The sequence below is a fragment of the Nitrospirota bacterium genome (assembly GCA_016212185.1).
GTDB lineage: Bacteria > Nitrospirota > Thermodesulfovibrionia > UBA6902 > DSMQ01 > JACRGX01.
In genome coordinates this window covers 1-12763 of sequence record JACRGX010000050.1, presented here as the reverse complement: position 1 = coordinate 12763, position 12763 = coordinate 1, and the positions used below count along the sequence as shown (strand labels likewise).

Below are 12763 nucleotides of genomic sequence, written 5' to 3'. Positions count from 1 at the left end.
TGAGCCGTTAGGCACGTTAAATGACTCTGATACTGTGCCTCCTGAATAGGAGACAGTCCTTGTGATTGTTGACATGTCAGAGGCTGATATAGTAAACCTGATGCTGGCAACATCGGCTGTTGAAGTGGTATGAAGCCCTCCAGATGAAGAAGCGCTGCTTCCCCCTCCAACATTAATTGTTACGTTTGAACTGCCGGATGAGCCCGAGCCTGACCCCGTGCCGCCGCCCCCTCCGCAGTTGTTAAATGTTATTGCAAGCAGGATAATTGCAAATATGGTTGTTAATCTTTTCATAAAAACCGCTTAGTTTGAGGGAAATGTTACATTAATATTTACCGGCGTTGTAGTTGCCGGCTGTATCTCTACCGGTGTGCTGATTACTGTAGTAGGCGGCGGCTCTACCGGCGTTATGAGCGCAGGTCCTGCCTCTATCTGCGTTGGCTCAGGTATTGAGACTTCATGATACCCTGTGTCCGTATCTTTTCTTAAGCGTTCTATCTCTGCAGGAGGCGCGCTTACCGGCGGAGTCGGCGTTTCATGCTCAACTACAGTTGCCGTCATTCCCGGGGTAAGCATTACGCTTCCAACAACGCTCGGGTCTGAACTTGCAACGCTGACAGTTCCTTCAAGGCAGATGATGGTTGTAAACTGCCGTCCGTCTCTTATCCCTGTTTCAAAAAGTATTACAGTGCCCCTGGCCGCCGCAACTGCCGAAGGCGTGTGAACCTCAAAACCGCTTCTGCCGACAACCGAGCGCATCTTGCCGTCTATTAGATTAAATACAGACTTGCCTTCCTGGTCCTTGCCGTATACAAATTCTTTTATGACTACTCTGGATTTCTCGCCCATTGTCAGTACGCTGTCGTCTATGAACAGCATCTTGGCCCTGGAGCCTTCAAATGTCAAAACAGCATCATTTAAAAGTATGCTGTCTTTTAGTTTTGCGTCCGCCTGCTTTTTATCCCTCTCTATGACTGCCTTGTTGCGGATGGCAACCACTGTGCCTATGCCTTCAACTGCAAAGGCTTTTGTTGAAACTCCGGTTATTGCAAATAAAAGCAAAATTGTTGTTAATAATTTAAAGGGTTTCATTGATTCTCCTCACGTCTTACGTTTTACATCTCACGTTTTACGGTCTTTAAAACCTCAAATTTAAAAATGCGCTTGTTATTTGACGCTTGTAATTGTACGACTCGGTGTTTGAATCGTTGCTCGTATATAAATAGCTCAGTGTCAGACTGTAATTCTGTAAAAGCTGTTTTGTGGCTGAAACAGAGCCTGTGTATGTGTTATCTTCACGGTCTATTCCCAGCGTAGGGTTCTTACCTTCGTAGTACTTTGAATAATATTCTCCGGTTAATTCCATAAGCGTATTCTCAAGTATTTTACCCGGTATGTTAAACCTAAGCCCTGCGCTGCCTTTGTTTCCCCTGTAATTCCAGTAATTCAGTCTCGTGCGCTCTTCATCATGGGAGTAACTGACTCTTGCAAGGAGATTTGCCTGTATAGGGATGTTCTGCGTTATGCCGAACAGGTTGTTTGTGCCTGTCCGGTCGGAGTTGCTTGCAAAGAGAACGGCGTCCTGATAGCGGGCATCCCTGTATCTGTAGTCAATCACTGTTGTATAGCCGCCGCCCTCTGATATGACAAGCGACGGAGATATGGAATTTGCATAATCATAGCGGTCCCCGCCTACAAGCACATATTCGTATGCGTATCCACCTTTAAGCGTTAATAAAGGCGATATGTTGTAGGACCCTTTGAGTTCCAGCAAATGCTGGGTAATATCATATTCATTCAGACTGCTGTGCAGGCTCTGGTAAAGGCTGTAGCCCACTGAACTCTCTGCCTTGTCCCTGGTTATGAGGTTGTATTTGCCCCTCAAGTATACTATTGCCTTCCAGTCAGCCCTCCTTGAGATTCCGCCCGGCACAGAGCTGTCGTCTGGGTTGAGTATGACATTGCTGTCATATTGCCCGCCTGCAGAGATGTTTACGGTCCACGGTTTTACGACGCTCCGTTCTTTTATGAGCCTGAGAAAGTCTGCCGACTTGGATGAAAACTCTGTGTTCGGCGCAATCTGTAGTGTATTTTCAAAGTAATCCTTTGCCTCATCATATACCCCTTTGCTGAAATAGTATATGCCGAGCTCAAGGTTTGTCCTCGGCTCTCCGGGGTTAAGCGCAAGGGCTTTCTTTAATGTTGTCTCTGCCTCGCTGTTTCCTGCCCGGCTTAAGGCTATGCCTAAGTAAAGTGTGGCTATGGGGTCGTCGGGTTTTTCACTGAGGGCTGTCTTAAATTCATCTATGGCGTTTTTGTAGTCGTTTGTCTCAACGTATGAGATGCCCTTTGCTATATGCAGGTCGTAGGTGGACTTCGCCGCATATGATGGAAAATATGCGGTTAAAATAAACAGCAATATCCATAATGTAACAATGCGGCTCTTTGCCATAGAGAAAATATATTATATATTTGAATAATGTTTGTCAATATAAAAAAATTATGATAAATTAAACTTAATTCAGGCATAATCAAGGGGAATTACAACCCTTTTTTAAAAGGTAATTTTTGATGGATTACGATAAGAAGCTGAAACAGCTTGAAACCTTCATAAACGTCTCTTCCCTTATTAACTCAACATTAGATACCCGCGAAATCCGCGAGAGAACCATTACGGCGCTGACTACCCTGCTGAATGCAGAGGCAGGCAGCCTCCTTCTCATTGATGATGAAACAGGCGAGCTTTTTTTTGAGGTGGCAACAGGGGAGAAGGGTATGAAGCTAAAACGTTTCAGACTTAAAACAGGCGAAGGCATAGCCGGATGGGTGGTTCAGAATGGAGAGCCTGTTATAGTAAATGATGCAGTATCTGACCCGCGTTTTTCCCAAAAGGCTGACCTGCACAGCGGATTTATAACTAAGAGCATTATCTGCATGCCGGTAAAATCAAAAGAAAAAATAATAGGCGTTCTTCAGGGGATAAACAAAAATAAAGGCATTTTTACTGCGGATGACCTGGAATTGATAAAATCCATTGCCGATCAGGTCGCCATTGCCATTGAAAATGCAAGGCTGTACATAGAGTTGAGGGAAACTTTCTTTGCCACCACTCAGGCTCTGGCAGAAATGATTGAGCTGAGGGATCCATACACGGGCGGGCACACAAAAAGGGTGATGAACTACAGTACGATTATCGGCAGGTATATGGAGCTTGATAAAACCCAGTTTGAAAAACTCAGGCTTGCCGCTATTTTGCATGACATCGGCAAGATAGGCGTAAGGGATGCGATACTGCTGAAACAGGGCGGGCTGAACGATGAAGAGTTTGACAAAATGAAGATGCATGCCCATTATGGCGCTGAAATACTTGGCCGTATCAAACAGCTCAAAGATGTGATACCCGGCGTTAAAGACCATCATGAAAGGTTTGACGGCAAGGGCTACCCTGACGGGTTGAAAAATGAAGCCATCTCCTTGATTGCACGGATTATAGCTGTTGCCGATACATTTGATGCAATGACCACAGACAGGCCGTATAGAAAGGGTTTGAGTGTGGAAAAGGCATTTGAAGAATTCAGAAAAGGCTCCGACACCCAGTTTGACAAGGCAGTGGTTGACGCCTTTTTAAATGCCTGGGAAGATGGCGAGTTGACCCTTGAAAAATAAAGATGCTTACTGTTGTCCTTCTTCCTCAGGCATCGGCGGGACATCCGGCGGCTGAGGCGGCATACCCTGTATATTCCTTCTGCCCCTTTGCGGCTGCTGAGGCGGCTGCGGAGGTTGTAGCACAGGTGAGGGTAGAGGCTTGAAGGCCTTTATTTCCCTCAGATAAACCTCGGTAATTTCACCGTCTCTTGAGAGCACGACCTTATCTTTTTGAATATCCGAAAGGACAAATCCCCCTACAGATTCATTTATACGGTAGATTTTTGAAAGCTTTGTGGCCGGGTCTTCAAGTATGGCAGTTTTTAAACTACCTAAAATTACCGTTCCAAAGAGTTTTGGCGGAATAACCGGGACGCCTGCGGGTTTTGAAATTTCCTCCGGCTTTGGCTCGCTTCTGGTGGACCGAAAGACGTCATTTTGAACTATCGGCTGAAAGATTTCCTCAACAGGCATTTGCTCTTCCTCAGTAGCAGCCCCCGGCGCTTTTTCTTCGGCGGTTTTTTGCTGAACCTGAGCAGAAGGCAGGCTTAAGGGCATGGTCCATATTTTATAGGCTTTAATGCCCAGAAAGATTATCAGGGCTATGAGGATTATATTTATTAAAATATTTTTACGAAACATTATCCGCCCCTGTCTTTGCCGTTGTTTTTTTCGTCTTATCGTCAGTTTTTTGCTGCCCTGCATCAGACGGTTTTTTTATAAATCCCCTGACGACCATTGTGGTATATGAATCTAACGGTTTATTGATGTTTATGACACGAACATTCAAGTCAGAAACAACAAACAGCGACTGAGAGGTCCTAATTCTGTAAAGCATGTTTTTTAGTTTTGAAGTAGGGGCAATAAAGCCTATTTCAACAGGGATGCTGATGTAGGCCCCTGCTTCAACAGGACTTAACGCCCTCTCTGATTTTATTTCAATGCTCAGGGACTCTGCCATTTCTTTCAGCGCTCTTTGAATCTCCGCTGCGGCAACAGGCGGAGTATCTCCAGTGATCAGTCCTGCTTCAATCTGTTTTAACTGCGCCCCGGCCGACTCAAGTTTTTTGGCTAAAATATCCTTGCTGGAGATTTTATCAAACTGCTTTTCAAGCTTCATGCGGTTTGCATCAGAATATTCTTTAATTGTATTTTTAAATTCTCCGTACCATACAAAAAGCTGATAAGCCATTATGGCCACGGCGACCAGCCCGCCGGCTATGAGAGTCTTTTTCTCCCTCGGGTTTATTCTTACGGGTATTTTCATTACAAATCTCTATTTTTTGCTTCCTGCATCTTTTTTATGAACAACAACAGCCTTTATCTTAAAATCTTCCTTGGCTCCGCTTTTTTTAATGGGTCCGACAAATTCCACTTTTTCAAAAAATGCTGAACCTTCAAGCAGTGAAATAAGTTTTGAAGACGAGTCGGCAAAACCGCTTATTGTAAGTTCGGCGCGAATAGCTTGCTCTTTAGCCGGAGGTTTAAGTCCCTTGTCCTGAGTTTCCTTAAAGCTCAAACTTGTAATCCAGGCATCCTGAGGCATTAAGTTTGTCAGCTCCAAAAGCACGTTCAGTATAATGTCATTTATTTTAATATTTGAAAGAAAACTCTGCCTTTCTTCAATCGTCTTCAGGCCGGCGGCAAGTTTTTCTACCTTTGCCAGCTCAGATTCATTTTTCTTGACCTCATCTGCGAGCCTTGCCAATGCTCTTTTTTCGTTGACAATCCCCTCCGCCATTATGCTGACGCCCAGCAATATAACGGCCGCGGCGGATATTTTTGTAATCAGGCCGCTGACTCTTTTACTATCGCGTTTTATTTTATGAGGTAGGAGATTCAGTTTCATGGATGCCAAACCGAGCCCTGAAAGGCAGGCGCCTATGGACGGCGCAAGCCCTTGCATTTCCGCCGCCCTGTCTGCTGGTAAAAATCCGGCCAGTGGGTTTAGGGTCTGTGTGTTTACGCCGAGCCTTACCTTCAGCGCATCAGCAAGGTTTTGCAAAAGCGGCGAATCGCCGGAGATGGTAAGCTTGTGCATTTTCTGAAGAGAAAGCTCCGAGAGCGCTTCTTTTATAATAAAAGAAATTCCCTCTGAAATTATGTCTATGGGTTTTTCAGCATCATACGGAATAGTTTTAAAGTACTGACAGAGGTTGTTTTTTATAACCGATAAAACCATTTCATTTTTCCCTATGACAAGCGCAATGCCTGTCTCATCCCGGCCTCCGAAGATATCGGATATTGACGTAATGCCAAGCACTTCACGCCAGCCGCCAGCCTTAACAGCGCTTAACTCAATGGCGCTTAACACGGCAAAGTGGGAGATGCTTATGCCGTCTATATTTATGGCCAGCCGCTCAAAAAGTTTTCTAATGCCTTCTATCTTTTCCTTTGGGACGGCTATCAGGGCGGCAGTGCAGGATGAATTTTTTTTGTCCGCTATGACGGCATCATAAAAAATATCATCAATCTGAAACGGTATATGGCGTTCTATTTCATAACGGGCCAGCTGCAGTACAGACCCTTCACCCTTAGGGAGGGGTATTTCAGTAAATTTTGTAATGGTCCATTTGTCCGGAATGCTTATAAACACATTGAACGGGCCTGTCAGGTACCTGCCGGTAAACTTTTTAATTTCATTAATGGTTTCATCATCGTCTTTGAACGGAAACATTGATGATGATATTAAGCTTATGCCTGAGAGATTGCTTTTAAGGCAGGCGACGGTAAAGGAATCATCCTTAAACTCTATGCCTAAAACTGTTTTGATTAATTTGTTTTCAAACATTGCAGTTTAGCTCTTTCCTATGCGCCTTGTTCTGTCCAATTGTCATTCCAGTAAATGGTTTCAAGATTATTGCCTGTTTTCTGAACTATTGTCTTTATGCTTCTTTTTATAGTGCCGTCAGTATTTGAGCCCGTAGAAATTATAGTGAAAAAAACGGATTTTACTGTCCCTCCGGCAACAGGGATAAGTATAGGGCCTGCCTCCCTCTGCCTCATGATATTTGCAGCGGTGCCTGCGCCGAAGGCCGCCGTCAGCACTATCTCTGGAGCGGTGTTGACATTTATCTTGGCAGAATTTTTAGCGCTGAGATATTGCATAACTCCACTCTGTTCTTGTTTTTCAGCTTCCTTTTTACCATAAAAAATGTCGGCGGTCATCCCCTTGACCAAAAGAAGCTCCTCAATAATATCAAGCGGCCCGTCTTTACAGCTGTAAGGGTTTTCCAAGGACTGATAATAATCCTCCTCAGCCCCGTTTAATCTGTGAAGATTATCGGTGTCAATCCAGTCCATAACAGGATCAACGATTTTATCCGCATCTGTAGTCTCTACCCCTAATGTTGTAAAAATATATTTTAACTGGTCCGCAGTAGCCTTGTTAATGTTGAGTTTTCCGTCTTCATCAATAATTGTATATGAAAACGAACCATTTTTAAAACTTAATTCTCTTTCAGGGTCTTCCTCCTCCAATCCCTGCGCAAATATTAAGATACCATTTTTATTGAAATACGGGAATGGATATGAAGATTCCGGAACAGAAAGTATCTCCATGCGGGCGTGTTCAATGCCGGCATGGGCCAGCTGATATGCTATTTCCTCCTCCTTGAAATTTCTTGTTATATTGAGTTCTGTCCTCATTGAATAGGCAAATTCCCCGACTATTGCCGTGAGTATGACTATGACCCAGAGCACAAGCACAAGGGCAATTCCGTTTTGTTTTTTATGCGGTTGTAAATAACTCATAGTTATTACACTCTGTGGTTTCTGCCATAGTTCCAAATTTCTGTCATTCCGGCTTGTCCGGAATCTTTCTTGAAGAAGGATTCCCGACGCGCTTCGCTTGCGGGAATGACACCAAAAATAAACATTCAAATAATGGACGCCCTACGGTCTTTGCCGCAAGGTCCTTCAGAACTTATAACTGCTGTTCCGTCTGTGTTTCTTTTACCCATAACGGCATTGTAATCAGAAAAGGGTGGAAGTATGAAAGCGTTACCCGGATCTGTCTCGGGATGGTTTCGCCGAAATCCCATTCATCCTTCCATGAGTCATCTTTTGCCGAGTAATATTCAAATTTAAATTCCGGAATGTTTTGATCAATGACTTCTTCCTTTTCAGAATTCCCCTCAATTTTTTCCTCCAAATTCTTGTCAGGAAGAAGGCCCTCCCTGAAAAAAAGGGTATTATCTTTGAAGGAATACCGGATCCATTTGCAACCCCCCTCATTTGTCAGTGAGGTTGCAAACAACATGGATTTTGATTTCCCCTGAAACACAATCACATCTTTATTGTCTATTTTCATCTTGAGGGGATACATGGATTTCATCTGCTGGGACATCAGGGCGGAGATGGCTCTTAACCTCTGCGTTTCATTTATTTCAGCCTCTCCCTTTTCCCATGCATTAATGCCGATATGATAGCCGGCTCCAATTACAACGGCGACAAGGCTTAGAATTATCATTGCTATGAGAAGCTCAAGGAGGGTAAAACCTTTACTACAGTGAACAGTGAACAGTGAACAGTAAACAGTTTTTTTGAATTCTGTGTTCTTAATTCTGAGTGCCGGATTTTTTTTATTGTTTATTTTCATTTTTTGAAATTGTCTTCATGCTTTGCATTTCAAACGAGTCCTGCTGGTCCTGGGTTTTATACCATGAGATTTTTACCTTTACATTTAATAGTGTAAATTGCGAGTCCTCGGGCTGTTTGTAAGGCTCTACTGTTGACTCCCAGTTAAAACCGTCGGCAAAACTGCCGCTGCCTGAGACAGGTTTAACTAAAAGCTCCTCCATTTTATCCTTTGCATGCACGATGGCCCTCGTATAGTAACAGGAGGTTCTGCTGGCCCTGAGCCCGCCTGAAAATAACTGCATGATTGTCACCAGCGTAATAGCTAAAATGGCAATTGCCACTACGACTTCAATGAGGGTGAAACCTTTACGGCAGTGAACAGTGAACAGTGAACAGTGAACAGTTTTTTTTGAGATATTATTTTTTACCATAACTCCTAACTCTTAACTTTTCCCACTTCCACCTTTCCTGTCACCCTGTTGACTGATATGTGCCATATGGGACCGTCTGCGCCTTTAACCTCAATGGTGCCCCCTGTGGAACTGCCGTACAATGAAAAATCAATTCTTATATCTTCTTCAGAGCTGTCTTTAAGGGCGGCCTGAAGTTTGTCAGATGGGAATTGTTTGTATATGATAGGCCCGGAGCCGGCATATAAGCCGTATGCCTTTTCTTTTCCGTAGATTATAAAAGAGTATGTTTTTTTTTCTGAAACTGCATGTGTCCTTGCGTATCTGAGGGTTGAGGAGATCTCCCGCGCAAATGTGTTTAATCGGACATTGTCAATGCCTGAATACACAAAAATGCCTATTAAAGAGGATGCAATCCCGATAACTATCAGGACAACCAAAAGCTCAATAAGGGTGAAACCCGCCCTCGCCGGATAAGGCGAGGAGTGAACAGTGAACAGTGAACAGTGAACAGTATTTTTTGATTGGTTATTTTTTATCCATAACTTATAACTCATAACTCGTAACTCATAACTCGTAACTCTATTTCAGCGCCTGCCAGCTTGTGATGTCCGTACCCTCATCGCTTCCGCCTTCTGCATTGTCTTTGCCGTAGGAATAAAGGTCATACTCTCCGTGAGCGCCCGGGGAGTCGTAATGATAAGGATTCCCCCAGGGGTCAGGCGGTATTTCTTGTTTTTTAAGATACGGTCCTTTCCAGTCGTCAGCGCCTGCAGATCTTGTTATCAATGCCTGAAGCCCCTCTGCTGTTGTGGGGTACCGCCCTACGTCAAGGTGAAAAGAGTCAAGGGCAGTGCCGAAAAGCTCAATCTGAGCCTGAGATGCTTTTTGTTTTGCGGGACCGACTTTCCCGATAAATTTCGGGACGACAATGGCAGCCAGAAGTCCGAGTATTATCATTACCACCATTAATTCAATGAGGGTGAAACCTGCCCTGCGGGAGTGAACAGTGAACGGTGAACAGTGAACGGTGAACAGTGAATAGTGAACAGATTCCCTTGATTTTGGATTGTTAATTTTGTTGTCCATGCTAACCTCCGATTCTAAAAAGGTTTTTCTTAACTTGACCTTCAGCCTTCATAATTCAACCTTATTAGTCTAAAACGGCAATTCATTTATGCTGAATATTGCCATAAGCATTGCTATGACGATAAATCCCACCACAGCGCCCATCAAAAGTATTAACGCCGGCTCAAGCAGGGAGAGCATCCTTTTTACGGTAGTTCTTACCTGCAGGTCAAATCGGTCGGCTATCTTAAGGAGCATTTCGTCAAGCTTTCCTGTTTCCTCTCCGACAATAACCATGTGAATGGCCAGGGGGGGAAAGACATTGCTGGCTTTAAGCGGCTCTGCGATTCCCTTTCCTTTTCTGACGCCTTCCCTGACCGAGGATACCACCTCTGCCATTTTTTCGCTTCCCATGGTTCCTTTTACTATTTGAAGCGCATTAAGTATCGGAACGCCGTTTGCCAGCAGAGTGCCCAGCGTCCTTGCAAAACGGGAGACGACGCTTTCTCTAAAAAGTTTGCCGAATAAAGGAAGCCTGAATTTTGCCTCATCCCATAAGCGCCTTCCGGCTTCGCTTTTCATATGGCGGCGCAGGAGGATAAATAACCCGTACAGCAGGATTCCAATAATCCACCAGTAACGCCTGAGCATAGAGCTGATTGAAAGAAGGATTACAGTGGGCAGGGGGAGCGCTGTGCCTGCATCCGAAAATATTTGCGAAAACCTCGGCACGACAAATGTAAGAAGGACTATCACGGCAGCGCCTCCCACTGTGCAGAGAATCGCCGGATAAATAAGCGCTGAACGGACGTCTTCTTTTAACCTCTGGGAATTTTCAAGATACACGACCATTCTTGAGATTGTATCTTCAAGAAATCCGCCGGCCTCGCCGGCCTTTATCATGTTTACGTAAAAGGCCGGGAACTCTGCCGGGAATTTTGACAGCGCTTCTGAAAATGATTTTCCGCCCCGCACATGCGATAAGATATCTTTGAGGAGATCCTTAAGCGCTTTCTTCTCGCTTAGTTCCGAAAGTATTGATAATGCCCTCTCCAGCGGAAAGCCTGCATCAATAAGTACGCCGATCTGATAAGTAAAAGTCATTATGTCGGATTCTTTTATTTTACTGCGGAAACCCGGCAAGGGCAGGGCGCTTATGCCAAAACCCCTGCGTTCTTCAGCCTTGCTGATCCTTAAGGGGAAATAGCCCAGGTCCTGAATGCGGTCCACAGCCCTGCGCTCGTTTTCCGCCTCCAGAGTGCCTGTTATTACAGTGCCTTCTTTTGTTGTTGCCTCGTAGGAATAAGTATCCACTCTGCGTTAAATTTCCTCCTGCGTGGCCCGCAGGACTTCCTCAATGGTGGTTATCCCATCTTTTGCCTTTTGCCAGCCGGATTCCCTTAAGACCTGCATCCCCTGCTCCATCGCCTTTTCCCTGATGACGTCGGAGCTTGCCTTAGCCAGCACCATCCGCCTTAAGTCTTCGGTCATAATCATCAGCTCAAAGATTCCGGTCCTGCCTTTATATCCCGTATGCCTGCATTCTTCACAGCCGGCGCCGTGATAAGCAGTAATGCCTGAGGTCTCAGCCTGAATTTTTTCAAGCATCTCGGTTTTAGGCACAAAGGGTTCTTTGCAGTGAGGACAGATTATCCTTACAAGTCTTTGCGCCACAATGCCGGCAAGTGAGGATGCGACAAGAAAGCCCTCAATGCCCATATCCACGAGCCTTGTCACAGCCCCGGGCGCATCGTTTGTATGGAGCGTGCTGAAGACAAGATGCCCGGTGAGCGCCGAGTGAATTGCGATTTCAGCCGTTTCAACATCCCTGATTTCACCAACCATGATTACATCAGGGTCCTGACGCACGATATGCCTCAGTCCGTTGGCAAATGTGAGCCCTATCTTGGGTTTTACCTGTATCTGGTTTATGCCTTCAATCTGATATTCAATCGGGTCTTCAATTGTGATGATTTTTTTGTCAGGGGAATTTATCTGGCTGAGCGCCGCATAAAGTGTTGTTGTCTTTCCGCTTCCTGTGGGGCCTGTCACGAGAATCATCCCGTACGGGATTGTGATTAACGCCTTGTATTTATTAAGTGCATCTTCTGGAAAACCGAGGTGTTCAAGGACCACAAGGGCGCTGCCTTTATCCAGTATCCTCATGACAATGCTCTCTCCAAATATGGTCGGGATGGTTGAAACCCTGATGTCAATGTCTCGGCCTGAAACCCTCAGCTTTATTCTTCCGTCCTGCGGGAGCCTCCGTTCGGCAATGTTCAGCCGGGACATTATCTTTACTCTGGAAATGACAGCCGCCTGAATCCTTTTTGGAAGGGCTTCTATCTCATTCAATGCGCCGTCAATCCTGTATCTCACCTTGACATTGCTTTCAAAAGGCTCTATGTGGATGTCGCTGGCCCTGCCTTCAACCGCGCGCGTAATGAGCATATTTACGAGCTTGACGATCGGAGCTTCAAATGCCATATCCCTAAGGTGATGGACGTCTTCATGCATGTCAATGACAGTTTCAGCCTCGTCTTCCTCTCTCATGCCTGCCATTATTGTTGTCATCTGGACATCGCCTCCGAAATACTGCTCAATTGCCTCCATTACATCCTTTTCACCGCTGAGATATATCTCCAGAGATTTATCCGTAAACACACGCAGTGCCTTAATAGCATATTCATCCAGGGGGTCCACCATTGCAATCTTCAGTACATTTTCATCACTGCCGACAGGGACCAGCTTGTATTGTTTCATGAATTTGGCGGTTGGATAAAAATCGTCAGGGATTGTCTTTGGGAATTCGGAAAACGGAAGATATTTTACTCCAAGCTGATAACCCAGCGCGCCAAGGACATCCTGCTCTGACGCAAAACCGAGAATCCTGAGAATTTCTCCTATGCGTTTAGGAGGCGGAGGCATGACAGACTGCTCCTTAAGGGCTATCTCAAGCTTTTCTTCGTTTATCAGTTTGTCTTTGAGGAGAATCTCACCTATAGGGAGCTTTGTTTTCAAAGATTTTTCTGTCATTTGATTAGTGTGAAAAATCTATA

The 12763-nt window shown here is 45.0% G+C and carries 14 protein-coding genes; 1 reads left to right on the top strand and 13 read right to left on the bottom strand.

All coding sequences use genetic code 11. The annotated features are described in order from the left end of the window. From HZA10_05560 to HZA10_05550, 3 genes are all read right to left on the bottom strand, one after another. On the bottom strand, nucleotides 1–294 hold a 294-nt coding region (locus tag HZA10_05560; protein MBI5195767.1), incomplete at its 3' end, for a hypothetical protein. A gap of 9 nt (nucleotides 295–303) precedes the next feature. Further along, nucleotides 304–1092 carry a FecR domain-containing protein gene (locus HZA10_05555; GenBank protein MBI5195766.1) on the bottom strand — a complete coding sequence of 263 codons (789 nt, stop codon included), beginning with the start codon at nucleotides 1090–1092 and terminating at the stop codon, nucleotides 304–306. A gap of 46 nt (nucleotides 1093–1138) precedes the next feature. Further along, nucleotides 1139–2452 carry a tetratricopeptide repeat protein gene (locus HZA10_05550; GenBank protein ID MBI5195765.1) on the bottom strand — a complete coding sequence of 438 codons (1314 nt, stop codon included), beginning with the start codon at nucleotides 2450–2452 and terminating at the stop codon, nucleotides 1139–1141. Between the two features lie 119 nt (nucleotides 2453–2571). On the opposite strand from HZA10_05550, the gene HZA10_05545 reads away from it, so the two are divergent. Beyond that, complete coding sequence (locus tag HZA10_05545; GenBank protein ID MBI5195764.1) at nucleotides 2572–3666, top strand: HD domain-containing protein; 1095 nt, start codon at nucleotides 2572–2574, stop codon at nucleotides 3664–3666. A gap of 6 nt (nucleotides 3667–3672) precedes the next feature. On the opposite strand, the gene HZA10_05540 is transcribed toward HZA10_05545, so the two are convergent. The 10 genes from HZA10_05540 to gspE all read right to left on the bottom strand — a co-directional run bounded on the left by HZA10_05540 (nucleotide 3673) and on the right by gspE (nucleotide 12740). Then, complete coding sequence (locus HZA10_05540) at nucleotides 3673–4287, bottom strand: hypothetical protein (protein MBI5195763.1); 615 nt, start codon at nucleotides 4285–4287, stop codon at nucleotides 3673–3675. After that, nucleotides 4277–4912: a hypothetical protein gene (locus HZA10_05535; protein MBI5195762.1), complete on the bottom strand. Its 636-nt coding sequence runs from the start codon at nucleotides 4910–4912 to the stop codon at nucleotides 4277–4279. The genes HZA10_05540 and HZA10_05535 overlap by 11 nt, the downstream gene beginning before the upstream one ends. A gap of 9 nt (nucleotides 4913–4921) precedes the next feature. Further along, nucleotides 4922–6436, bottom strand: a complete 1515-nt coding sequence (locus HZA10_05530) for a PilN domain-containing protein (GenBank protein MBI5195761.1) — start codon at nucleotides 6434–6436, stop codon at nucleotides 4922–4924. Nucleotides 6437–6453: 17 nt separating this feature from the next. Further along, complete coding sequence (locus HZA10_05525; protein MBI5195760.1) at nucleotides 6454–7398, bottom strand: general secretion pathway protein GspK; 945 nt, start codon at nucleotides 7396–7398, stop codon at nucleotides 6454–6456. A gap of 172 nt (nucleotides 7399–7570) precedes the next feature. Next, nucleotides 7571–8245 (bottom strand): prepilin-type N-terminal cleavage/methylation domain-containing protein, encoded by a 675-nt coding sequence (locus tag HZA10_05520; GenBank protein MBI5195759.1) that lies wholly within the window; start codon nucleotides 8243–8245, stop codon nucleotides 7571–7573. Continuing rightward, the gene (locus tag HZA10_05515; GenBank protein MBI5195758.1) at nucleotides 8229–8657 is read right to left on the bottom strand and encodes a prepilin-type N-terminal cleavage/methylation domain-containing protein; all 429 of its coding nucleotides are present in this window, start codon (nucleotides 8655–8657) and stop codon (nucleotides 8229–8231) included. Before HZA10_05515 ends, HZA10_05520 begins: the two co-directional genes overlap by 17 nt. A 5-nt stretch (nucleotides 8658–8662) precedes the next feature. Beyond that, the gene (locus tag HZA10_05510; GenBank protein ID MBI5195757.1) at nucleotides 8663–9193 is read right to left on the bottom strand and encodes a prepilin-type N-terminal cleavage/methylation domain-containing protein; all 531 of its coding nucleotides are present in this window, start codon (nucleotides 9191–9193) and stop codon (nucleotides 8663–8665) included. Nucleotides 9194–9218: 25 nt separating this feature from the next. Next, nucleotides 9219–9725 carry a type II secretion system major pseudopilin GspG gene (gene gspG / locus HZA10_05505; GenBank protein MBI5195756.1) on the bottom strand — a complete coding sequence of 169 codons (507 nt, stop codon included), beginning with the start codon at nucleotides 9723–9725 and terminating at the stop codon, nucleotides 9219–9221. Between the two features lie 69 nt (nucleotides 9726–9794). Continuing rightward, nucleotides 9795–11018 (bottom strand): type II secretion system F family protein, encoded by a 1224-nt coding sequence (locus tag HZA10_05500; GenBank protein MBI5195755.1) that lies wholly within the window; start codon nucleotides 11016–11018, stop codon nucleotides 9795–9797. A 6-nt stretch (nucleotides 11019–11024) separates the two neighbouring features. Beyond that, nucleotides 11025–12740 (bottom strand): type II secretion system ATPase GspE, encoded by a 1716-nt coding sequence (gspE, locus tag HZA10_05495; GenBank protein MBI5195754.1) that lies wholly within the window; start codon nucleotides 12738–12740, stop codon nucleotides 11025–11027. Nucleotides 12741–12763: the final 23 nt, after the last annotated feature.

Bases quoted from the DNA above. Each gene is read 5' to 3' on its own strand.
- HZA10_05550 (MBI5195765.1), bottom strand. From the start codon at position 2,452: ATGGCAAAGAGCCGCATTGTTACATTATGGATATTGCTGTTTATTTTA.
- gspG (MBI5195756.1), bottom strand. From the start codon at position 9,725: ATGGACAACAAAATTAACAATCCAAAATCAAGGGAATCTGTTCACTAT.
- HZA10_05545 (MBI5195764.1), top strand. From the start codon at position 2,572: ATGGATTACGATAAGAAGCTGAAACAGCTTGAAACCTTCATAAACGTC.
- HZA10_05530 (MBI5195761.1), bottom strand. From the start codon at position 6,436: ATGTTTGAAAACAAATTAATCAAAACAGTTTTAGGCATAGAGTTTAAG.
- HZA10_05520 (MBI5195759.1), bottom strand. From the start codon at position 8,245: ATGAAAATAAACAATAAAAAAAATCCGGCACTCAGAATTAAGAACACA.
- HZA10_05510 (MBI5195757.1), bottom strand. From the start codon at position 9,193: ATGAGTTATAAGTTATGGATAAAAAATAACCAATCAAAAAATACTGTT.
- HZA10_05535 (MBI5195762.1), bottom strand. From the start codon at position 4,912: ATGAAAATACCCGTAAGAATAAACCCGAGGGAGAAAAAGACTCTCATA.
- HZA10_05555 (MBI5195766.1), bottom strand. From the start codon at position 1,092: ATGAAACCCTTTAAATTATTAACAACAATTTTGCTTTTATTTGCAATA.
- HZA10_05540 (MBI5195763.1), bottom strand. From the start codon at position 4,287: ATGTTTCGTAAAAATATTTTAATAAATATAATCCTCATAGCCCTGATA.
- HZA10_05515 (MBI5195758.1), bottom strand. From the start codon at position 8,657: ATGGTAAAAAATAATATCTCAAAAAAAACTGTTCACTGTTCACTGTTC.
- gspE (MBI5195754.1), bottom strand. From the start codon at position 12,740: ATGACAGAAAAATCTTTGAAAACAAAGCTCCCTATAGGTGAGATTCTC.
- HZA10_05525 (MBI5195760.1), bottom strand. From the start codon at position 7,398: ATGAGTTATTTACAACCGCATAAAAAACAAAACGGAATTGCCCTTGTG.